The sequence below is a fragment of the Pseudomonas fontis genome (assembly GCF_028656955.1).
Lineage (GTDB): Bacteria > Pseudomonadota > Gammaproteobacteria > Pseudomonadales > Pseudomonadaceae > Aquipseudomonas > Aquipseudomonas fontis.
In genome coordinates this window covers 64358-85417 of record NZ_JAMDGY010000022.1, presented here as the reverse complement: position 1 = coordinate 85417, position 21060 = coordinate 64358, and the positions used below count along the sequence as shown (strand labels likewise).

Annotated in this window: 18 protein-coding genes; 11 read left to right on the top strand and 7 right to left on the bottom strand. The window is 64.0% G+C overall.

The window, feature by feature from the left end; genetic code table 11:
- Window positions 1-29 precede the first annotated feature (29 nt).
- The 9 genes from bioB to M5G11_RS09330 all read left to right on the top strand — a co-directional run bounded on the left by bioB (window position 30) and on the right by M5G11_RS09330 (window position 10569).
- On the top strand, window positions 30-1088 hold the full coding sequence (gene bioB, locus M5G11_RS09370; protein WP_273909697.1) for a biotin synthase BioB: 1059 nt from the start codon (window positions 30-32) through the stop codon (window positions 1086-1088).
- A 7-nt stretch (window positions 1089-1095) separates the two neighbouring features.
- On the top strand, window positions 1096-2268 hold the full coding sequence (gene bioF / locus M5G11_RS09365) for an 8-amino-7-oxononanoate synthase (protein ID WP_273909698.1): 1173 nt from the start codon (window positions 1096-1098) through the stop codon (window positions 2266-2268).
- Window positions 2261-2992: an alpha/beta fold hydrolase gene (locus tag M5G11_RS09360; protein ID WP_273909699.1), complete on the top strand. Its 732-nt coding sequence runs from the start codon at window positions 2261-2263 to the stop codon at window positions 2990-2992. Before bioF ends, M5G11_RS09360 begins: the two co-directional genes overlap by 8 nt.
- Window positions 2985-3809, top strand: a complete 825-nt coding sequence (gene bioC, locus M5G11_RS09355) for a malonyl-ACP O-methyltransferase BioC (RefSeq protein ID WP_273909700.1) — start codon at window positions 2985-2987, stop codon at window positions 3807-3809. The genes M5G11_RS09360 and bioC overlap by 8 nt, the downstream gene beginning before the upstream one ends.
- A 1-nt stretch (window position 3810) precedes the next feature.
- Complete coding sequence (gene bioD, locus M5G11_RS09350) at window positions 3811-4491, top strand: dethiobiotin synthase (RefSeq protein ID WP_273909701.1); 681 nt, start codon at window positions 3811-3813, stop codon at window positions 4489-4491.
- Window positions 4492-4609: 118 nt separating this feature from the next.
- Window positions 4610-4906 (top strand): pyrroloquinoline quinone biosynthesis protein PqqE, encoded by a 297-nt coding sequence (locus M5G11_RS09345; RefSeq protein ID WP_273909702.1) that lies wholly within the window; start codon window positions 4610-4612, stop codon window positions 4904-4906.
- Between the two features lie 271 nt (window positions 4907-5177).
- Window positions 5178-6983, top strand: coding sequence for a phenylacyl-CoA dehydrogenase (locus M5G11_RS09340; protein ID WP_273909703.1), 1806 nt, complete (start codon window positions 5178-5180; stop codon window positions 6981-6983).
- Window positions 6984-7383: 400 nt separating this feature from the next.
- Window positions 7384-8667, top strand: a complete 1284-nt coding sequence (locus tag M5G11_RS09335) for a GGDEF domain-containing protein (protein ID WP_273909704.1) — start codon at window positions 7384-7386, stop codon at window positions 8665-8667.
- 123 nt (window positions 8668-8790) lie between these two features.
- A complete protein-coding gene (locus M5G11_RS09330) occupies window positions 8791-10569 on the top strand; it encodes an acyl-CoA dehydrogenase C-terminal domain-containing protein (RefSeq protein WP_273909705.1) in 1779 nt (592 codons plus the stop codon).
- Between the two features lie 225 nt (window positions 10570-10794).
- Here the strand turns inward: M5G11_RS09330 and M5G11_RS09325 are convergent, their stop codons facing one another.
- Window positions 10795-11715 (bottom strand): LysR family transcriptional regulator, encoded by a 921-nt coding sequence (locus tag M5G11_RS09325; RefSeq protein ID WP_273909706.1) that lies wholly within the window; start codon window positions 11713-11715, stop codon window positions 10795-10797.
- Window positions 11716-11894: 179 nt separating this feature from the next.
- Between M5G11_RS09325 and M5G11_RS09320 the strand changes: the two genes are divergently transcribed.
- Both M5G11_RS09320 and M5G11_RS09315 read left to right on the top strand, forming a co-directional pair.
- Window positions 11895-13160 carry an aspartate aminotransferase family protein gene (locus tag M5G11_RS09320; protein WP_273909707.1) on the top strand — a complete coding sequence of 422 codons (1266 nt, stop codon included), beginning with the start codon at window positions 11895-11897 and terminating at the stop codon, window positions 13158-13160.
- Between the two features lie 147 nt (window positions 13161-13307).
- Window positions 13308-13466: a YqaE/Pmp3 family membrane protein gene (locus M5G11_RS09315; RefSeq protein WP_041022294.1), complete on the top strand. Its 159-nt coding sequence runs from the start codon at window positions 13308-13310 to the stop codon at window positions 13464-13466.
- A 253-nt stretch (window positions 13467-13719) separates the two neighbouring features.
- Here the strand turns inward: M5G11_RS09315 and M5G11_RS09310 are convergent, their stop codons facing one another.
- The 6 genes from M5G11_RS09310 to pqqF all read right to left on the bottom strand — a co-directional run bounded on the left by M5G11_RS09310 (window position 13720) and on the right by pqqF (window position 21059).
- The gene (locus tag M5G11_RS09310; RefSeq protein WP_273909708.1) at window positions 13720-15549 is read right to left on the bottom strand and encodes a S9 family peptidase; all 1830 of its coding nucleotides are present in this window, start codon (window positions 15547-15549) and stop codon (window positions 13720-13722) included.
- Complete coding sequence (pqqE, locus tag M5G11_RS09305) at window positions 15515-16675, bottom strand: pyrroloquinoline quinone biosynthesis protein PqqE (protein WP_273909709.1); 1161 nt, start codon at window positions 16673-16675, stop codon at window positions 15515-15517. Before pqqE ends, M5G11_RS09310 begins: the two co-directional genes overlap by 35 nt.
- Entirely contained in the window at window positions 16647-16922 is a 276-nt protein-coding gene (gene pqqD / locus M5G11_RS09300; protein ID WP_273909710.1) for a pyrroloquinoline quinone biosynthesis peptide chaperone PqqD, read from the bottom strand. The genes pqqE and pqqD overlap by 29 nt, the downstream gene beginning before the upstream one ends.
- Entirely contained in the window at window positions 16919-17674 is a 756-nt protein-coding gene (gene pqqC / locus M5G11_RS09295) for a pyrroloquinoline-quinone synthase PqqC (protein WP_273909711.1), read from the bottom strand. Before pqqC ends, pqqD begins: the two co-directional genes overlap by 4 nt.
- Window positions 17671-18594, bottom strand: a complete 924-nt coding sequence (gene pqqB / locus M5G11_RS09290) for a pyrroloquinoline quinone biosynthesis protein PqqB (RefSeq protein WP_273909712.1) — start codon at window positions 18592-18594, stop codon at window positions 17671-17673. Before pqqB ends, pqqC begins: the two co-directional genes overlap by 4 nt.
- Before the next feature lie 107 nt (window positions 18595-18701).
- Window positions 18702-21059: a pyrroloquinoline quinone biosynthesis protein PqqF gene (gene pqqF / locus M5G11_RS09285; protein WP_273909713.1), complete on the bottom strand. Its 2358-nt coding sequence runs from the start codon at window positions 21057-21059 to the stop codon at window positions 18702-18704.
- Window position 21060 lies beyond the last annotated feature (1 nt).

Genomic DNA, 21060 nt, shown 5'->3' with positions numbered 1-21060 from the left:
CGAGTTCAAGCCTAAACAAGGAAACACCCATGAGCGCGAGCACAACTGCAACGCTTCGTCACGACTGGTCCCTGGCCGAAGTCAAAGCGCTGTTCCAGCAGCCGTTCAACGACCTGTTGTTCCAGGCGCAGACCATGCACCGCGCGCATTTCGACGCCAATCGCGTGCAGGTCTCGACCTTGCTGTCGATCAAGACCGGCGCCTGCCCGGAAGATTGCAAATATTGTCCGCAGTCCGGCCACTACAACACCGGGCTGGAAAAACAGAAGCTGATGGAAGTGCAAAAGGTGCTGGAGGAGGCCGCCCGGGCCAAGGCCATCGGCTCCACGCGCTTCTGCATGGGTGCGGCGTGGAAGCACCCTTCGGCCAAGGACATGCCCTACGTGCTGCAGATGGTCAAAGGGGTCAAGGCCATGGGCCTGGAAACCTGCATGACCCTGGGCAAGCTCGACCAGGAGCAGACCGAGGCACTGGCCCATGCCGGCCTGGACTACTACAACCACAACCTCGACACCTCGCCGGAGTTCTACGGCAGCATCATCACCACCCGCACCTACAGCGAGCGCCTGCAAACCCTGGCCTACGTGCGTGATGCGGGGATGAAGATCTGCTCGGGCGGGATCCTCGGCATGGGCGAGACGCTGGACGACCGCGCCGGCCTGCTGATCCAGCTGGCCAACCTGCCGGAGCACCCAGAGTCGGTGCCGATCAACATGCTGGTGAAGGTCGAGGGCACGCCACTGGCCAACGCCGAGGACGTCGATCCGTTCGATTTCATCCGCATGCTCGCGGTGGCGCGCATCCTCATGCCGCAATCGCACGTGCGCCTGTCGGCCGGGCGTGAGGCGATGAACGAGCAGATGCAGGCGCTGGCATTCTTCGCCGGGGCCAACTCGATCTTCTACGGCGAAAAACTGCTGACCACCGCCAACCCGCAAGCCGACAAGGACATGCAGCTGTTCGCCCGCCTGGGCATCCAGCCGGAAGCGCGCGAAGAGCACGCCGACGAAGTGCACCAGGCCGCCATCGAGCAGGCGCTGATCGAGCAGAAGAGCAGCGAGCTGTTCTACGACGCCGCATCCGCCTGAGGTCAGCATGAGCTTCGATCTGAAAGCGCGCCTGGAACAACGGCGCGCGGCGGCCTTGTATCGCCAGCGACCTTTGCTGGAAAGCCCGCAGGGGCCGCAGGCGGTGGTCGATGGCCAGCCATTGCTGGCGTTCTGCAGCAATGATTACCTGGGCCTGGCCAACCACCCGCAAGTGATCGCTGCCTGGCGTGCCGGCGCCGAGCGCTGGGGCGTGGGCGGCGGGGCGTCGCACCTGGTGATCGGCCACAGCGGCCCGCACCATGAACTGGAACTGGCGCTGGCCGAGTTCACCGGGCGCCCGCGGGCGCTGCTGTTCACCACCGGCTACATGGCCAACCTTGGCACCTTGACGGCATTGGTCGGGCAGGGTGACAGCGTCTTGCAGGACCGCCTCAACCACGCCTCATTGCTGGATGCCGGCCTGCTCAGCGGGGCGCGCTTCAATCGTTACCTGCACAATGATGCGGTGAGCCTGGCCAAGCGCCTGGAAAAAACCGTCGGCAATACCTTGGTCGTTACCGACGGTGTGTTCAGCATGGATGGCGACGTTGCCGATCTGCCTGCGCTGGCGGCCGAAGCACGGGCCAAGGGTGCCTGGCTGATGGTCGACGATGCCCATGGCTTCGGCACCCTGGGCAAGCACGGTGGCGGTGTGGCCGAGCATTTCGGCCTGGGCATGGATGATCTGCCGGTGCTGGTCGGGACCCTGGGCAAGGCCTTCGGCACTGCCGGTGCCTTCGTCGCCGGCAGCGAAGACCTGATCGAAAGCCTGATCCAGTTCGCCCGGCCGTACATCTATACCACCAGCCAACCGCCCGCATTGGCCTGCGCCACCCTGCAAAGCCTGCAACTGCTGCGCGACGAGCAGTGGCGTCGCGAGCACCTGGACAACCTGATCCGTCAGTTCCGCCTGGGCGCCGAGCAGATCGGCCTGCAACTGATGGACAGCTTCACGCCGATCCAGCCGATCATGATCGGCGATGCCGCACGCGCTGTGCGGCTGTCGCAGATGCTGCGCGAACGCGGCCTGATGGTGACCGCCATTCGCCCGCCCACCGTGCCGGCCGGCAGCGCCCGCCTGCGGGTCACCCTGACCGCCGCGCACAGCGAAGCGCAGGTGCAGCTATTGTTGAATGCGTTGGCCGAATGTTATCCACAGCTGGAGCCTGCCGATGCGTAATCGACTGATAGTGCTGCCGGGTTGGGGTTTGGGTACTGCTGCACTGGAACCGCTGGCCGCCAGCCTGCGGGCGCAGGACAGCACGCTGCACGTAGAACTGATGGCGCTGCCGAACCTGGCCGAAGGCGATGCCGAGGCCTGGCTGGATTATCTGGACCGCCGCGTGCCAACCGACTGCTGGCTGGGCGGCTGGTCACTGGGCGGTATGCTCGCCGCACAGCTGGCGGCGCGCCGTGGTGATCACTGTTGCGGCCTGATCACCCTGGGCAGCAACGTCAGTTTCGTCGAGCGTGCAGACTGGCCGCACGGCATGGCCAAGGATACCTTCCAGGCCTTCATGGATGGCTGCCGCAGCCACCCGCAGGTCACCCTCAAGCGCTTCAAGTCGCTGTGCAGCCAGGGTGCGCAGGAGTCGCGCAGCCTGATCCGGCAACTGGATGTCGGCATTCCCGTGATCGACCCCGTCTACCTGGCCAAGGGCCTGGAAGTGCTGGGCCAGCTCGACACCCGTGCGGCGCTGCAAGCCTTCGACTGCCCGCAACTTCACCTGTTCGCCGGCAATGACGCCCTGGTGCCGGCCGAAGCGGCCAGCGCCCTGAGTGAGCTGCTGCCGGATGTGGAGGTCGGCCTGGTCGAGGACGCGGCCCATGCCTTCGTCCTTGAGTACCCGCAGGAGCTGGCCGCGACCATCAAGAATTTCCTGCACGAGAGCGGCAATGACTGATCTATCCCTGCCGAACCTGCCTGGTGGCTTGCCCGACAAGCGCCAGGTAGCGGCATCGTTTTCCCGTGCGGCGGCCAGCTATGACAGCGTGGCCGAACTGCAACGCGCCGTCGGCGCCCATCTGCTGACGCAACTGCCCGCCGACCTGCAACCCCCGTGCTGGGTCGACCTGGGCAGCGGCACCGGGCATTTCAGCCGGGCGCTGCAGGCGTGTTATCCACAGGGCCTGGGGGTGGCCGTGGACATTGCCGAAGGCATGTTGCTGCATGCCCGCGAGCTGGGCGGGGCGCGCTACCATGTGGTGGGCGATGCCGAGCGCCTGCCGCTGCGCAGCGCCAGCGCCGGGTTGATCTTCTCCAGCCTGGCGGTGCAATGGTGCGCCGATTTTGCTGCGGTGCTCGGCGAAGCGCGGCGGGTGTTGCAGCCCGGTGGCGTGTTCGCCTTTGCCAGCCTGTGCGTGGGCACCCTGTATGAGCTGCGCGACAGCTGGCAGGAAGTGGACGGGCTGGTGCACGTCAATCGCTTCCGTCAGTTGGACGACTATCAACGGCTGTGCGCCGCCAGCGGTTTGCAGGTGCTCGGCCTGCATACGCAGCCGCATGTGCTGCACTACCCGGATGTGCGCAGCCTGACCCACGAACTCAAGGCTCTCGGCGCGCACAACCTCAACCCTGGCCGACCGACCGGCCTTACCGGGCGCGCGCGCATGCAGGGCCTGTTGCAGGCTTATGAACGCTTCCGCCAGCCTGCGGGACTGCCAGCCACCTATCAGGTAGTCTATGGCGTATTGCACAAGCCGTTAAGCGAAGGAGACTGACATGAATGCGGCCTACTTCATCGCAGGCACGGATACCGATGTTGGCAAGACCACGATTGCCGCAGGCTTGCTGCACGCGGCGCAACTTGCAGGGTTGAGCACGCTGGGTGCAAAGCCGGTGGCTTCTGGCTGTCATGTCACGCCCAAGGGCCTGCGCAACGACGATGCCCTGGCGCTGATGGCGCAAAGCACGATCAAGCTGCCCTACGAGGCCATCAATCCGTTTGCCTTTGAACCGGCCATCGCCCCGCACCTGGCGGCCCGTGAAGCCGGTGTGGTGCTCAGTGTCGGTGGGTTGCTGGCGCCGATGCGCGCGGTGCTGGAGCAAGGCGCAGACTTCACGTTGATCGAAGGTGCCGGTGGTTGGCGTGTGCCGCTGTCGAACGAGGCGAACCTCTCGGACCTGGCGGTTGCCCTGCAATTGCCGGTGATCCTGGTGGTCGGCGTGCGCCTGGGGTGCATCAATCACGCCCTGCTCAGCGCCGAGGCGATTGCCCGCGATGGCCTGTTACTGGCCGGCTGGGTCGCCAATATCGTCGATGCGCGCACCTCGCGCCTGGAAGAAAACCTCGCCACCCTGGCCGAGCGCTTGCCCGCGCCATGCCTTGGCAGAGTGCCGCGCTTGAAGGCAGTGTCTGCCGAAGCCGTCGCCGAGCACTTGCAACTGGACTTGCTGGACTAGGCAAACTCTATTGCAAGGCACAGTGCCATTAGTGTTTTTCACGGGCCTTTTGCGCGAGGGTCTGCTTCAATAGATGTATCTATTGCCACCTTCGCCTTCAGCGTCCTGGAGTTTTGAAATGGAAATCTCGGGCAATTCCGCATTCTATGCCGGCCTGGGCGCCATTCAGGCTGGGCAGAACCGCGTCGATCAAGCGGCCAGTCAAATCGCCAACACCACCGTCGAACGTGCCGCCACCAGCCAGTCCAGCGACTTCCAGGCCGAGCGCCTGCGTTCGGTCGACCGCAGCCAGCAGATGGACATGGCCACCAGCAGTGTGGAACTGGCCCTGGGTAAGCAGCAGGTCGAACTCGGTGTCAAAGTGGCCAAAGCATCGGACGAAATGCTCGGTACCCTGATCGACACCTACGCCTGACCCTGGCCGTCCGGCGCCCTTCGTTACATCTACTAATCTTTTCGCATCAGCGCCTTGGCTTTCACGCCAGGCGCTCGGCTGCGCGTTTGCAGGCGGTAGCCAGGGGGCTTGCAGGGCGTGCGGGATGGCCGAACTGCCCTGGGGCGGGTGCTTGACAAGTTTTCGGCGTAAACGTATGTTTCAAACAACTGTTTGACCGAAAGCCGCCAAGAGCTGGTCGGTGTGACGCGGTCTCCCTATTACCAGGATTCATCAGCAGAGGTTCATCGCTATGCCTGAATACAAAGCCCCCTTGCGTGATATTCGCTTCGTTCGTGACGAGCTGCTCGGCTATGAAGCGCATTATCAGAGCCTGCCGGCTTGCCAGGACGCCACGCCCGACATGGTCGATGCCATCCTCGAGGAAGGCGCCAAGTTTTGTGAACAGGTACTGGCCCCGCTGAACCGTGTGGGTGACCTGGAAGGCTGCACCTGGAGCGAGTCGGGCGTGAAAACCCCAACCGGCTTCAAGGAAGCCTACAAGCAGTTCGTCGAAGGCGGCTGGCCGAGCCTGGCGCATGACGTCGAGCACGGCGGCCAAGGCCTGCCGGAGTCGCTGGGCCTGGCGGTCAGCGAAATGGTCGGTGAGTCGAACTGGTCGTGGGGCATGTACCCAGGCCTGTCCCATGGTGCGATGAACACCATCTCCGAGCACGGCACCGCCGAGCAGCAAGAGACCTACCTGACCAAGCTGGTGTCCGGCGAGTGGACCGGCACCATGTGCCTGACCGAGCCGCACTGCGGCACTGACCTGGGCATGCTGCGCACCAAGGCCGAGCCTCAGGCTGATGGCTCCTACAAAGTTTCCGGCACCAAGATCTTCATCTCGGCCGGTGAACACGACATGGCCGACAACATCATCCATATCGTGCTGGCCCGCCTGCCGGATGCACCGGCTGGCACCAAAGGCATTTCGCTGTTCATCGTGCCGAAGTTCATGCCGAACACCGACGGTACCGCGGGCGAGCGCAACGCGGTGAGCTGTGGCTCCCTCGAGCACAAGATGGGCATCCACGGCAACGCCACCTGCGTGATGAACTTCGACGCAGCCACCGGCTACCTGATCGGCCCGGCCAACAAAGGCCTGAACTGCATGTTCACCTTCATGAACACCGCTCGCCTGGGTACCGCGCTGCAAGGCCTGGCCCACGCTGAAGTGGCGTTCCAGGGTGGCCTGAAATACGCTCGCGACCGCCTGCAAATGCGTTCGCTGACCGGCCCGAAAGCGCCGGAAAAAGCCGCTGACCCGATCATCGTCCACCCGGACGTGCGTCGCATGCTGCTGACCATGAAGGCCTTCGCTGAAGGCAACCGTGCGATGGTGTACTTCACTGCCAAGCAGGTCGACATCGTCAAGTACAGCCAGGACGAAGAAGAGAAGAAGAAGGCCGATGCACTGCTGGCCTTCATGACCCCGATTGCCAAGGCGTTCATGACCGAAGTCGGCTTCGAGTCGGCTAACCACGGCGTGCAGATCTATGGCGGCCACGGCTTCATCGCCGAGTGGGGCATGGAGCAGAACGTTCGCGACAGCCGCATCTCGATGCTGTACGAAGGCACCACCGGTATCCAGGCGCTGGACCTGCTCGGCCGTAAAGTCCTGATGACCCAGGGCGAGGCGCTGAAGGGCTTCACCAAGATCGTCCACAAGTTCTGCCAGAACCAGGAAGGCAATGCCGCCGTCAAAGAGTTCGTCGAGCCTCTGGCTGCGCTGAACAAGGAATGGGGCGAGCTGACCATGAAAGTGGGCATGGCCGCGATGAAGGACCGCGAAGAAGTCGGTGCTGCTTCGGTGGACTACCTGATGTACTCCGGTTACGCCTGCCTGGCCTACTTCTGGGCTGACATGGCGCGCCTGGCAGCCGAGAAACTGGCGGCTGGCACCACCGAAGAGGCGTTCTACACCGCCAAGCTGCAGACTGCACGCTTCTACTTCCAGCGCATCCTGCCGCGTACCCGTACGCACGTAGTGACCATGCTGTCGGGTGCCAACAACCTGATGGACATGAAGGAAGAGGATTTCGGCCTGTCGTACTGATCGATAGCCTGATCCCGAAACGCCTGCCCTAACCGGCAGGCGTTTTTTTTTGTCCCAGTAGCAAGGTTCAGGATCGCCATTGGTCCTGTGGGAGCCGGCCTTGCCGGCGATTGGCTGCGTAGCGGCCATGAATCATGGTTGTCTGGCCGGGCCTCTTCGCCGGCAAGGCCGGCTCCCACAGTGGATCGCTGCAACACCGCTGTTCTTACAGCAGGTCGTGCACATCAGTGGTCCTCAGAGGCTCACGCAATACCACTCGCGCCATCCCGTGCAGCATCAGCATCAAGCCTGCGGCATATCTGCCGTTAAAGGGGGGGCCGGCGCATTCATCTATTCATGTGCGTTGCCGATACATTAGAGGCACAATGCCATTATTGATCTGCCGGGTTGGAGATTACCCTTGTTTCGTTTATCCGCTGTACGCCTGAGCCATTTCCTGCCGTCGGTATTTTTACTGCTGTCGGGGCTCGCGGCTGCTTATGTAAGAGACCTCAGTGTCTTCTTCACGTCGCTGTTCAATGTCTTGCCTACCTTGGTCCTGTTGCTCGGCGGTGCCTACTGCGCGGTGTACCGCCGCCAGCGTGAACTGTTCCTGATGGTCACGGTGTATATCGCCTACTACCTGCTGGATATGCAGACCGACTTCTACCGTGACAACGGGCGGGTGCGCGAAGATGCCGCCGTGGTGTTCCACCTGGTCTGCCTGCTGCTGCCGATGCTGTTCGGCCTGTTTGGCGCCTGGCAGGAACGTACCCACCTGTTCCAGGACATGGTCGCGCGCTTTGCCGTGCTGCTGGCCGTCGGCAGTGTGGCGCTTGGGCTGGAGCAGAGCTTCCCGCATGCGCTGCTGGGTTGGCTCGCGGAAATCCGCTGGCCGTCGCTGCACGGGCAATGGATGAGCCTGATCCAGCTGGCCTACCCGATGTTCGCCGCCGCCTTCATCCTGGTCGTGGTGCAGTACCTGCGTCAGCCACGGCCGCTGCATGCGGCGCAGATCATTGGCTTGATCGGCCTGTTCTGGATGCTGCCGCAAACCTTCATCCTGCCCTTCACCCTGAACATCATGTGCAGCCAGGTGATGCTGATGATTGCCGCGGCGGTGTCCCATGAGGCTTACCAGATGGCCTTCCGCGATGAGCTGACCGGCTTGCCCGGGCGGCGGGCGTTGAACGAACGCATGCAGCGCCTGGGGCGCGGCTATGTGCTGGCGATGACCGACGTCGACCACTTCAAGAAATTCAACGACACCCACGGCCATGACGTGGGTGACCAGGTGCTGCGCCTGGTCGCCAGCAAGCTGTCCAAGGTGACGGGTGGCGGGCGTGCCTACCGCTATGGTGGTGAAGAATTCGCCCTGGTGTTCGCCGGCAAGACCCTTGAGGAATGCATGCCGCACCTGGAAGCCGTGCGCGAGATGATCGCCAACTACAACATCCAGCTGCGCAACCAGGAAAGCCGTCCGCAGGATGACAGCCAGGGTCGCCAGCGCCGGGGTGTCGTCGCGGCAACCAGCGTGTCGGTGACCATCAGCATCGGCGCCGCCGAGCGACTGGTGGAGCACCGCTCACCCGACGAAGTGCTCAAGTCTGCTGACGAGGCGCTCTACAGCGCCAAGGGCGCTGGGCGCAACTGTGTCATGGCGCACGGGCATCAGGCACGGCGCGGGGCCGTTCGTACGGCGTGACCGGATTGAACTATATAGTCGCCAGATGACCCTATGTCTCGCAAAAGTTGTTCGGGTACACTGTTTCCCTACTGTGTATCGGTCCTGCGGGGCCGCCCCCGACTCAAGGTGTGAGAGGTTGCCATGGCTGATTACAAAGCGCCCCTGCGCGATATGCGCTTCGTCCTCAACGAAGTCTTCGAGGTCAACAAGCTCTGGGCCCAGTTGCCCGGCCTGGCCGACGCGGTCGATGAAGAGACGGCCCTGGCAGTGCTGGAAGAGGCCGGCAAGGTCACCAGCAAGACCATCGCGCCGCTGAGCCGCGCAGCTGACGAAGAGGGCTGCCACTGGGACAATGGCGCGGTGCGCACCCCGGCAGGCTTCATCGATGCCTACCGCACCTATGCCGAAGGCGGCTGGGTGGGTGTCGGCGGCGACCCGGCCTATGGCGGCATGGGCATGCCCAAGGTGATCTCGGCCCAGGTCGAAGAGATGGTCAACTCCTCCAGCCTGGCCTTCGGCCTGTACCCGATGTTGACCGCCGGGGCCTGCCTGTCGATCAACGCGCACGCCAGTGAAGAACTCAAGGAAAAATACCTGCCGAACATGTACGCCGGCGTCTGGGCGGGCTCCATGTGCCTGACCGAGCCGCACGCCGGCACGGACCTGGGCATTATCCGCACCAAGGCAGAGCCTCAGGCGGACGGCAGCTACAAGGTCAGCGGTACCAAGATCTTCATCACTGGCGGCGAGCACGACCTCACCGAGAACATCATTCACCTGGTGCTGGCCAAGCTGCCGGATGCGCCGGCAGGGCCCAAAGGCATTTCGCTGTTCCTGGTGCCGAAGTTCATGGTCAATGCCGATGGCAGCCTGGGTGCACGCAACCCGGCGACCTGCGGTTCGATCGAACACAAGATGGGTATCCAGGCGTCGGCTACCTGTGTGATGAACTTCGACGAAGCTGTCGGCTACATCGTCGGCGAGCCGAACAAAGGCCTGGCGGCGATGTTCACCATGATGAACTACGAGCGTCTGGGCGTCGGTATCCAGGGCCTGGCTTCGGCCGAGCGCTCCTACCAGAACGCCGTCGAATACGCCCGTGACCGCCTGCAAAGCCGTTCCCCGACCGGCCCGGTGGCCAAGGAAAAGGTGGCCGACCCGATCATTGTCCACCCGGACGTGCGGCGCATGCTGCTGACCATGAAGGCGTTGAACGAAGGCGGTCGCGCGTTCTCCACCTACGTCGCCATGCAACTGGACACCGCCAAGTACAGTGAAGAGGCCACCACGCGCAAGTGTGCTGAAGACCTGGTCGCCTTGCTGACCCCGGTCGCCAAGGCCTTCCTCACCGACCTCGGCCTGGAAACCACGGTCCACGGCCAGCAGATTTTCGGCGGCCACGGCTATATCCGCGAGTGGGGCCAGGAGCAGCTGGTACGCGATGTGCGCATCACCCAGATCTACGAAGGCACCAACGGCATCCAGGCACTCGACCTGATGGGCCGCAAGGTGGTCGGTAGCGGCGGGGCGTTGTACACGTTGTTCGCCGACGAGATCCGCCACTTCACCGCTAGCGCTGGCGAGGAGCTGGGCGAGTTCGTCAAGCCGCTGAATGCAGCGCTGGATTCCCTCGATGAGCTGACCGCCTGGGTCCTGGACCGTGCCAAGTCCAACCCCAACGAAATCGGCGCCGCCTCGGTCGAATACCTGCAAGCCTTTGGCTATACCGCCTATGCTTACATGTGGGCCCTGATGGCCCGCACGGCGTTGGCCAAGCAGGGTGAAGAAGACTTCTACGCCAGCAAGCTGGGCACTGCACGCTTCTACTTCGCCCGCCTGCTGCCGCGTATTCACTCGCTCAGCGCTTCGGTGAAGGCCGGTAGCGAGTCGCTGTACCTGCTGGATGCCGAGCAGTTTTAACGATAAACACGCCATGTAAGCAAATGCTTACATGGCGTGGTGACTTTTCGCCTCTATCGCACGATTGGATCCACGGGTAATCTTTCTCACATGGACGTAGCGCAGGAAGCGCCTAGGACATAAAGGACACGAAAGGATCCCACCATGGATGGCGGGGTGAAAAGGAAGTCAGGGAAACAGTCTGCAAAACCCCGCTTCGGCGGGGTTTTCTTTTGCCTGCGTTTTTTACCCGAGCACATCCAGCGGCGACACGCCGATCTGGCGCGGGTCGATCTCTTCTTCCAGCAACGTGCGCAGCAGCTCCACCGAGGCTTGCTGGCGTTGCGCATCGCGGAACACCAAACCGACTTTCAGCGGCACCCTTGGCTCGCTCAGTGGCTTCCACAGCAGCGCCGGGTCTTGCGCGGCTTCCTGCGCGCGGCCGGGTAGCACGGTGGCCAGCGAGGTGTGCGCGAGGCTGTCGAGAATCCCGCCCATGTTGTTCATCTCGGCCTGAACCTGCGGGCGGCGTCCAAGGTTGGCCAGTTGGGTCTGCCAGATCTGTCTGACCTGGAACTCCTCGCCCAGCAACAGCATGGGCAGTTCAGCCGCCTGTTTGAGCGAGACCTTCTTGAACTCACGCAATGGGTGGGTGTTGGGGATCACCAGTTGCAGTTCGTCCTCATACAGCAGCAAGCCATGCAGCCCCGGCTGGCGCGGTGGCAGGTAGCTGATGCCGATATCCAGCGTGCCGTTGAGCAGGCGCCGTTCGATCTCCAGCCCCGACAGTTCATAGATCTGCACCACAAGGTGCGGCTGCGCCTTGCGCACCCGGTCGAGCAGCTGCGGCACCAGGCTCGGGCGCACGGTTTGCAGCACGCCGATGGCCAGGGTTCGCAGCGCCTGCCCCTTGAAGTTGCGCAGTGCCTCGCGGGCGCGCTGCAAGCCGTCCAGCAGGGGCAGGGCATGGTTGTACAGGGTGTGTGCAGCGAGGGTCGGCAGCAGGCGCTTGTTGCCGCGCTCGAACAGGCTGACATCGAGGCTGTGCTCAAGTTGGCGGATCTGTTGCGACAGCGCCGGTTGCGACAATGACAGGCGCTCGGCAGCGCGGCCGACATGACCTTCTTCGTACACCGCGACGAAATAACGCAGTTGGCGGAAATCCATAAGTAATACTTATCAAAAAAGCTCGAAAAACGAAATGGTCGTAGACCCCTGACGCGCCTAGTCTATCCCGTATTCACAAGGCTTACAGAGCCGTCAGGCGAGATGAACAGCGTGTATCCGGACAGGATTTACATAGGCAAGGCAAAAAAACGCGGTGCTGCGGTGCAGGGGTGGGGCGCATGAACCTGTTCAACCTGCGGCGTCAGGCCGCCCGTGCAGCCGAACAGGTGCCTGCGCCTGTGGCCATGGCCGAAGCCGAGCAGTTGTCCCGTGATCGCCTGATGCCTGCCACCGAACGCGCTGCGCAGATCTTCGTGCGCGGCCAGGGCTCCTGGCTGTGGGACAGCGAAGGCCGGGCTTATCTGGATTTCACCCAGGGCTGTGCAGTCAACAGCCTGGGGCACAGCCCCAAGGCACTGGTGCAGGCGCTCAACGCGCAGACCCAGGCGCTGATCAACCCGGGGGCCGGGTTCCATAGCCGTGGCCTGCTGAAGTTGGTCAACCAGCTGTGCCAGCACACTGGCAGCGACCAGGCCTACCTGCTCAACAGCGGCGCCGAAGCCTGTGAAGGGGCGATCAAGCTGGCGCGCAAATGGGGCCAACTGCACCGCAACGGCGCCTATCACATCATCACCGCCAGCCAGAGTTGCCATGGCCGCACGCTGGGTGCGCTGTCGGCTTCCGACCCGTCGCCGTGCAACCGCTGCGAACCGGGCCTGCCAGGCTTCAGCAAGGTGCCCTTCAACGACCTGGCGGCGCTGCATGCGGCGGTTGACTCAAGCACGGTGGCAATCATGCTTGAGCCGATCCAGGGTGAAGCCGGCGTTATCCCGGCCACCCAGCATTACCTCAAGGGGGTCGAGCGGCTGTGCCGTGAGCTGGGCATCCTGCTGATCCTCGATGAAGTGCAGACGGGCATCGGGCGCTGTGGCGCCTTGCTGGCGGAAACGACTTACGGCGTGCGTGCCGACATCATCACCCTGGGCAAGGGACTGGGCGGTGGTGTGCCGCTGGCAGCCTTGCTGGCCCGCGGCAGCGCCTGCTGCGCCGAGGTCGGCGAGCTGGAAGGCAGCCACCATGGCAATGCGCTGATGAGCGCGGCGGGCCTTGCCGTGCTGGCGACTGTGCTTGAACCGGGCTTCTTCGAGCAGGTGCAGGCTTCCGGCCGCCATCTGCGCGATGGGCTCAGCCGACTCGCCGGGCGCTATGGCCAGGGTGAAGTGCGAGGGCAGGGCTTGCTCTGGGCGCTGGAGCTGAGCGACGAGCTGGCCCCTGACGTGGTCAAGGCGGCGTTGCAGGAAGGGCTGCTGCTCAATGCCGCGCAGCCGAACGTGCTGCGCTTCTCGCCGGCGTTGACGGTGAGCCACGGCAATATCGATGAAATGCTTTTGCGCCTGGCGCGGGCTTTTGCCCGGGTGCATACCGCGCAGTTGAGCCTGCGTTAACCGAATTCAAACGAACCGTCTCGCGTTCCTGCGCATCGCCTCGGGCCTGATCTTTTCGGCTTGGGGCGTTTTTTTGCCTGTGATTTGCGCGGGAACGAATGGCCTGGGCGGTGAGTCTGTTGTCAGGAGACTACCAAGGAGCTGCTCATGGACCTGATCCGCATCATCATCGCGATTCTTCTGCCGCCGCTGGGCGTGTTCCTGCAGGTGGGTTTTGGCGGCGCCTTCTGGCTGAACATCTTGCTGACCCTGCTGGGGTACATTCCGGGGATCGTGCACGCGGTGTACATCATCGCCAAGCGCTGAACCTGAGGTATGAGATGAGTAGCTGGCCGCCACCGGTTTCTGTTGATTCTGACTGGCAGTGCGGGCCTCATCGCTGGCAAGGCCAGCTCCCACAGTGTCAGCGGGGAGCCGGTAAACGTAGCCGCTGCCGTGAGGCTGCGCTCGCCTGCATAGCAGGTGCCGCTTTTGGGAGCCCTCACGGGCTCCAGCGCAGCCTGTCGGCAGCGGCTACAAGACACAGGTGCAAGACAGTTGCTCCCACAGGGGTAGGCGGTCAGCACTTGCCCAATATTTCACAGTAGAACTTCCACTCCTCCTCCAGCGCATGCGCCAGGTTCGCCGCCGTGCGAAAACCATGGCGTTCGTTGGCGTAAAAGTGCCCCTGCGCGGCAATCCCGTTGGCCAGCAACGCCTCCAGCATCGTGCGGGTCTGCGCCGGTACTACCACGGCGTCCAGCTCACCCTGGAAGAAAATCACCGGCACCTTGATCTGCCCGGCATACAGCAACGGCGTGCGCGCGCGATAGCGCTCGATATCGACCTGCGGGTCGCCGATCAGCCAGTCCAGGTAATCGCCTTCGAATTTGTGCGTATCGCGGGTCAATGCAAGCGGGTCGCTGACCCCGTACAGGCTCGCCCCGCCCCGGAACACATCACGGAACGCCAAGGCGCACAGGGTGGTATAGCCACCGGCACTGCCACCGCGAATGAACGCCTGCTGCGGGTTGATCAACCCTTCACCCGCCAGGTAACTCACCGCTGCGCAGGCATCCTCCACATCCACTTCACCCCAGCGCAAATGCAAGGCCTGACGATAGGCCCGGCCATAGCTGGTGCTGCCGCGATAGTTCAGGTCGGCCACGGCAAAGCCGCGCTGGGTCCAGTACTGGATACGCGTGTCGAGCACCGGATGGCAGGCCGAAGTCGGGCCACCGTGGACGAACACTACCAAAGGCGGTGTAGATGAGCCGTCCATCGCCGGGTAGAAGAACCCGTGGGCAACGCCATCGCCGCTGCGATAGCTGATACTGCGCGGCTGGCTGATCTGTTCGCTGGGCAACGGCAGTACCCCGCCGGCCAGCACCTGAACGGCATGGCTGCTGCGATCAATGGCAATCACCGCCGCCGGGCTGCTGGCCGAGGCGGCGATGGCGTAGATGAACTGGCCATCCTGATCCAGGCTGCGAAAGCGCGTGTAGGCGCCACTGAACTCGTCGAGCGAGCCGTCCGCGCGCTGCACTCCCAGGCGGCTGAAGCCACCTTCGAACCAACTGGCCAGGTAGCTGTTCTCACCCAGCGCAAGCCAGCTGCTGGCGCCCAGTTGCCACGGTGCACTGGCATGGTCGGCCGCCAGTGCCGGCAAGGCCGCCCAGCCCTCGGGCGTTTCGCCCCACGGCTGCCAGAAGCCGTTGCGATCAGACAGGCAGTACAACCGGCCTTGCGCATCGAAGCACGGTTGCTGCAAGGATTCGGCCTCGCCGGCCACGCAATCTGCGGTTTGCCACTGGCCATCGACGCCGCGCGCACTGCACATCAGGCGGGTGATGGTCCACGGCTGCTCGGGGCGGCTCCATTCGATCCACGCCAGGCGCTGGCCATCGCCGCTCAGGGTGGGCGCGGCGTAGAAGTCCGCACCTTCGGCCAGCACCCGACGCTCGCCGTTTCGCAGTGCCACCAGGCGGTGTTCGACCTGCCCTGGCGCGTGGGTCTCTTCAACGGCCAATACCTGGCCATCGGCCCAACGCAGATCGCCATGGTGGCGCTCGCCGTGGGTCAGCGGCTGCGGCTGGCCGCCGAGCAGGTCCTGGTGGTACAGCTGCTGATCGGCTTCGTTGACGAACACCAGGCCGTCGTCGCTCAGGCAGAAGCCGCCACCGCCGTATTCATAGACCCGGCTGCGCACGCTGAAACCATCCGGCGTCAGGCAATGGGCCTGGCCATCGCGCCAGTGCCAGATCCGGCAGGCACCGTCCTGGGGCCTGAACTCGTTCCAGAACAAGCCCAGGGGGCCGACTTTCAGTTCGGCGTAGTCGGTGCCGGCGGCAACCGCCTGTTCTGCGCTGAAACGCTCAGCTACGGGCGATGAGGCGGGAGTTTCGATCATTGCGGAAAGTCATCTCGGTGAGGGGCTGGCTGGCGGTTTCGGCCTCCTCGCGTGCTGCAAGGATGACCCGGTGATCCGCCGACTTGGCGCAGACCGGGTCCGCATTGCTGGCGTCGCCGGTAAGCATGTAGGCCTGGCAGCGGCAGCCACCGAAGTCCTTTTCTTTTTCGTCGCAGGAGCGGCAAGGCTCCGGCATCCAAGCATAGCCACGAAATCGGTTGAAGCCGAACGAGTTGTACCAGATGTGCTGCAGGCTGTGCTCGCGCACATTGGGAAACTGCACCGGCAGTTGCCGTGCGCCGTGGCATGGCAGGGCGGTGCCGTCCGGGGTGATGGTCAGGAATACGCTGCCCCAACCGTTCATGCAGGCTTTCGGGCGCTCCTCGTAATAGTCCGGGGTGACGAAGATCAGCTTGCACGGGTTGCCAGCCGCCTGGAGCTTGTCGCGGTATTCGTTGGTGATCCGCTCGGCGCGTTCCAGCTGCGCGCGGGTCGGCAGTAGGCCGGCCCGGTTCAAATGCGCCCAGCCGTAGAACTGGCAGGTGGCGAGTTCGACGAAGTCCGCTTCCAGGGCGATGCACAGCTCGATGATGCGATCGATCTTGTCGATGTTGTGCCGGTGGGTCACGAAGTTCAGCACCATCGGATAGCCGTGGGCTTTCACCGCACGGGCCATCGCAAGCTTCTGCGCGAAGGCCTTCTTCGAGCCGGCCAGCAGGTTGTTCACCTGCTCGTCGCTGGCCTGGAAGCTAATCTGGATATGGTCCAGGCCGGCTTGCTTAAAGTCGGCGATCTTCTGTTCGGTCAGGCCGATGCCGGAGGTGATCAGGTTGGTGTAGTAGCCCAGGCGACGGCCCTCGCCGATCAGCTCGGCAAGGTCCTGGCGCACCAGCGGCTCGCCACCGGAGAAACCCAGCTGCGCCGCGCCCATTTCGCGAGCTTCGGCCATTACCTTGAACCACTGCGCGGTACTCAACTCCTGGCCCTGCGCGGCAAAGTCCAGCGGGTTGGAGCAGTACGGGCATTGCAGCGGGCAGCGGTAGGTCAGCTCGGCGAGCAGCCACAGCGGCAATCCGACCTCCGGCGTGGCCGGGACGTCAGGCGAGTTCGATCCAGTGTTCAGCACGGGCGACCTCCATGAACTGCTCGATGTCCTCGGGCAACTCGGGTACTCCGGGGAATTGTTCGTCCAGCGCGGCAATGATGGCGGCGACATCGCGCTCGCCGTCGATCAGCCCGCCGATCAAGGCTGCGCTCTCGTTGAGCTTGATCATGCCCTCGGGGTAGAGCAGCACATGGGCCTTTTGCGCCGGCTCGTACTGGAAGCGATAGCCGGGACGCCAGCGTGGCGTCAGGTGGCGGTCGAAGCTCATAGGGCGATCCCCTTGTGCCATACCCGCTCGCGCGTGACGCTGTGGTAGGGCGGGCGATTGAGTTCATAGGCCATGCTCATGGCGTCGAGCATGCTCCACAGGATGTCCAGCTTGAACTGCAGGATCTCCAGCATGCGCTGCTGGCCTTCCACGCTGGTGTAGTGCTGCAGGGTGATGCTCAGGCCGTGCTCCACATCGCGCCGGGCCTGGCCCAGGCGGGTGCGAAAGTACGCGTAGCCGGTCGGGTCGATCCACGGGTAATGCTGCGGCCAGCTGTCCAGGCGGGACTGGTGGATCTGCGGGGCGAACAGTTCGGTCAGCGAGCTGCTGGCCGCTTCCTGCCAGCTGGCGCGCCGGGCGAAATTGACATAGGCATCCACGGCGAAGCGCACGCCGGGGAGCACCAGTTCCTGGGAGCGCAGTTGGTCCGGGTCCAGCCCCACCGCTTGCCCCAGGCGCAGCCAGGCTTCGATTCCGCCGTCTTCACCGGGCGCGCCGTCGTGGTCGAGCAGGCGCTGAATCCATTCGCGGCGTACTTCGCGGTCCGGGCAGTTGGCCAGGATCGCGGCATCCTTCATGGGGATGTTCACCTGGTAGTAGAAACGGTTGGCTACCCAACCCTGGATCTGCTCGCGGGTCGCGCGGCCCTCATACATCGCCACATGGTAGGGGTGATGGATGTGGTAGTAGGCGCCCTTGGCGCGCAGGGCCTGCTCGAAGGCGGCCGGTGACAACGGGGTAGCGTCGTTCATGTCGGCTCCTGCAATTCGATGCTCATGCCGTCGAAGGCCACTTCAATGCCCCGGCGTTCCAGTTCGGCACGTTCGGCCGAGTCCTCATCGAGAATCGGGTTGGTGTTGTTGATGTGGATAAGTACCTTGCGTTGCCTGGGGAAGGCTTCGAGCACTTGCAGCATGCCTCCCGGGCCGTTCTGCGCCAGATGGCCCATCTCGCGGCCGGTGCGGCTGCCGACACCCCGACGCTGCATTTCGTCGTCGTCCCACAGCGTACCGTCGAGCAGCAGGCAATCGGCGCTGTGCATCTGTTGCAGCAGCGGGGCATCGACCTGCCCCAGCCCGGGGGCATAGAACAACCTGGCGCCGCTGCGCAGGTCTTCGACGATCAGCCCCAGGTTGTCGCCGGGGTGCGGGTCGAAGCGGTGCGGCGAATAGGGCGGCGCGGCGCTGCGCAGGGGCAAGGGGGTGAAACGCAGGCTGGGGCAGGCGTCGATGACGAAGCTGCCTTCCAGCGCGATGCGCTTCCACTCCAGCCCGCCATTCCAGTGGCTGAGCATGTTGAACAGCGGAAAGCCGCTGCTCAGGTCCTGGTGGACCATGTCGGTGCACCACACCTGATGCGGGCAGCCTTCGCGCAGGCTGAGCAGGCCGGTGGTGTGGTCGATCTGGCTGTCGAGCAGGATGATCGCGTTGATCCCGCTGTCGCGCAGGGCACGGCCCGGCTGCATCGGGGCGAAGCCTTGCAGCTGGGCGCGGATATCGGGTGAGGCATTGCACAGCACCCAGTGGATGCCGTCGTCGGACAGGGCAATCGACGACTGGGTTCGCGCGCTGGCGCGCAGCGTGCCGTCGCGGTAGCCCTTGCAGTTGCCGCAGTTGCAGTTCCACTGCGGGAAGCCGCCCCCGGCGGCCGAACCTAGAACCTGGATGTACATGGCTGCTCCTGCGTCAATTCAACGCCCATACGCCAGTCAGTGTATGCAGGAATGTCGCGCATGGGATTACTCCTTCCGGACAGGTCCAGGGGTGGGTAACTACTCTTTTAGTCCACCCTCGCGCTGCGCGGTTCCAGTGGCCAGCCCGAGTCAGGGGCAGGGCTGTTGGCGAGGCACAAAACGCCTAACTCGCTGCTGCACAGGTGTTGGAGGGCGCGTTCGAGTTGTGCCTCGGTGACATTGAGCATCGCAGCTTTCATGGCCTCAAGCGTCGCCTCGGGACGACCGGCGAGCTGTGCCTGCCAGGCCCATTCGGCCACGTCGGTATTGCTCATCAGGGTTTCGTCGAACTGGCTGGCCAACGCCAGGCGGGCTGCCTCATCGAGTGTGCAACCTGCCGCAAACGCCGTCAGGAACTGCACGATGTGATCGATGATTTCAGCCTGGCTGGCGCCGGGCGATTGCACGCCCAATACCAGGCCGGTGCAGCCCTGTACCTGGCGCACGGCACTGAACACGGCGTAGCCCAGTTGCAGTTCAACCCGCAGGCGTTGATAGAACGGGCCTTGCAGCAGCTGCGCCAGCAGGCGCCAGGCTGCCTCACTGTGTGCCGGGATCGAATAGAACAACAGCACGGCGCTTTCGCTATCGGCCGGCGCGGCCTGCTCCCAACGCAATGTGTTGTCCAGTTGGGTGGGTGGATGCATGCCGGGCGTACCCGGTATCTGCGCGAGCACGGCGTTCAGGTTGTGCTGGTCTGCGCTGGCGAAGCCGCTCGCCATGCCCTGCCAGGTGGCGTGCTGCCACAGCGCGCGGAGGTCGTCCGGGGTGAGGATGCACGACGGCAGTGGTCCGTCATGGCGCCCGGCAATCACCTGCGGCAATTGTTGCAGCAGGGCCCGGATGGGAATGAGTGGTTCTGCTGTGTCGGCCCCCGCCTGCCAACTGGACGGCGCAGGTGCTTGAAGGTGAGTCAGCGCCTCTTCGACCACCGCCACGACAGCGGCGGGGTTGCCGGCACAGCGCATCTGCCAGAAGCCTTGGCATGCGCTGAATTCCAGCGTCACGGCGGCGCGGCTGGCACGCTCTGCCAGGGGGCGCAACGCGCGCTCAAGTACCTTCCACAGGCGATCACGCAGGCAGGACGAGCTGTGCCAGCGCAGATACAGCACACCGTGTGAGCGTTTGCTGGGTAGCGCCGTGCTGAGCGTCAGGCCTGCTGGCAGAGGGCAGTGGGTTGCTGGCCGGCTTGCGACACCGAGCAGCGGTTCCGGGTCGGGCAGCTTCCAGGCGTTGGCGTGCTGCCGACCGCCGCCGAGGCTGCTGTCGAGCAGGCAGGCAAAGGCGTTCAGGGCGTTCGTGTCCAAGGCCTGGAACGGTTGCCCGCTACTGTCCTGGCGGGCGAGTTCCAGTGCACTGGCGGCCTGTTCCCGGCACTGTTGAATCGCGGCATATTCCTGGTTCAAACCCTGCAGGTCGGCCTTGCTCAAGAACCGCAGCCAGTCCCGCAGCAAGCGATTGACCTCGTCCGCCAGGGCCGTTGCACTCAGCCCGAAATGCACTTGCAGCAGCGCTTGCCCGGCGTGCTGATACAACGGCGTGAAATGGAAGTCGTCCAGCCAGCCGCGTTGGCGCAGTTTGGCCAACAGGCCTCCTGGCCGCGTGTCGGCCATCCAGGTGCCGAGAAAGGCGATGGCCGCCTCATAGCCTTCTGGCAGATGCTCGCAGGCGAACAACACATCCAGCTGTCGCGTGGATTGGGCCGGCGCTTGTGCGGTCAGTTTCGGTGGTCGCGCGGGGATGATCTTCTCGCCGCCGGGAAGCATCGCGCCGAACTGTTGGGCCAAGGCTTCCAGGGCTGCCAGCGACTGCGGCCCGACCAGGCTCAGGGTCATCTGCCCACCCTGGTAGAACTGCTGATGGAAGCGGCGCAGCGCCTGCTGAAAAGCTGCACTGTGCACCGGCAGGCTGAAGCGGTTGCCGGCATGGAACGCGCTCAGCGGGTGACCATCTTGGGCACTTTGCAGCAGTGTGTGCAGGCGCTGTGCCTGGCGGTTGCGTGACCAGGCGATGAACTCGGCATGCAGCACTTCGCGCTCGCGCAACTGGCGCTCGTGGTCGAAGCGTGGGTGCGCGAGCATGTCACACAGCCGCTCCAGAGCACCGGCAAATGCCGGCGTTGGGACCTCGCAGAAAAAGTCGGTGGTGCGCTCACGAGTACTGGCGTTGACCTGTCCCCCTTGGCGCTGCACATGGCGCATCAGGCCATCGTCGAGGGGGAAGGCGTCGGTGCCGAGAAACAGCAGGTGTTCAAGAAAGTGTGCCAGCCCCGGCCAGGCGCGAGGTGCGTCATGGCTACCGGCGTGCACGCGCAACGCCGCTGCGCTGCGCTTGAGGTGTGCAGCGTGACGCAGGGTGACCTGCAGGCCGTTGGCCAGGGTGAGGTGCTGAACAGCGGTGGGCATG

Bases quoted from the DNA above. Each gene is read 5' to 3' on its own strand.
- bioB (WP_273909697.1), top strand. From the start codon at position 30: ATGAGCGCGAGCACAACTGCAACGCTTCGTCACGACTGGTCCCTGGCC.
- bioF (WP_273909698.1), top strand. From the start codon at position 1,096: ATGAGCTTCGATCTGAAAGCGCGCCTGGAACAACGGCGCGCGGCGGCC.
- M5G11_RS09360 (WP_273909699.1), top strand. From the start codon at position 2,261: ATGCGTAATCGACTGATAGTGCTGCCGGGTTGGGGTTTGGGTACTGCT.
- bioC (WP_273909700.1), top strand. From the start codon at position 2,985: ATGACTGATCTATCCCTGCCGAACCTGCCTGGTGGCTTGCCCGACAAG.
- bioD (WP_273909701.1), top strand. From the start codon at position 3,811: ATGAATGCGGCCTACTTCATCGCAGGCACGGATACCGATGTTGGCAAG.
- M5G11_RS09345 (WP_273909702.1), top strand. From the start codon at position 4,610: ATGGAAATCTCGGGCAATTCCGCATTCTATGCCGGCCTGGGCGCCATT.
- M5G11_RS09340 (WP_273909703.1), top strand. From the start codon at position 5,178: ATGCCTGAATACAAAGCCCCCTTGCGTGATATTCGCTTCGTTCGTGAC.
- M5G11_RS09330 (WP_273909705.1), top strand. From the start codon at position 8,791: ATGGCTGATTACAAAGCGCCCCTGCGCGATATGCGCTTCGTCCTCAAC.
- M5G11_RS09325 (WP_273909706.1), bottom strand. From the start codon at position 11,715: ATGGATTTCCGCCAACTGCGTTATTTCGTCGCGGTGTACGAAGAAGGT.
- M5G11_RS09320 (WP_273909707.1), top strand. From the start codon at position 11,895: ATGAACCTGTTCAACCTGCGGCGTCAGGCCGCCCGTGCAGCCGAACAG.
- M5G11_RS09315 (WP_041022294.1), top strand. From the start codon at position 13,308: ATGGACCTGATCCGCATCATCATCGCGATTCTTCTGCCGCCGCTGGGC.
- M5G11_RS09310 (WP_273909708.1), bottom strand. From the start codon at position 15,549: ATGATCGAAACTCCCGCCTCATCGCCCGTAGCTGAGCGTTTCAGCGCA.
- pqqD (WP_273909710.1), bottom strand. From the start codon at position 16,922: ATGAGCTTCGACCGCCACCTGACGCCACGCTGGCGTCCCGGCTATCGC.
- pqqC (WP_273909711.1), bottom strand. From the start codon at position 17,674: ATGAACGACGCTACCCCGTTGTCACCGGCCGCCTTCGAGCAGGCCCTG.
- pqqB (WP_273909712.1), bottom strand. From the start codon at position 18,594: ATGTACATCCAGGTTCTAGGTTCGGCCGCCGGGGGCGGCTTCCCGCAG.
- pqqF (WP_273909713.1), bottom strand. From the start codon at position 21,059: ATGCCCACCGCTGTTCAGCACCTCACCCTGGCCAACGGCCTGCAGGTC.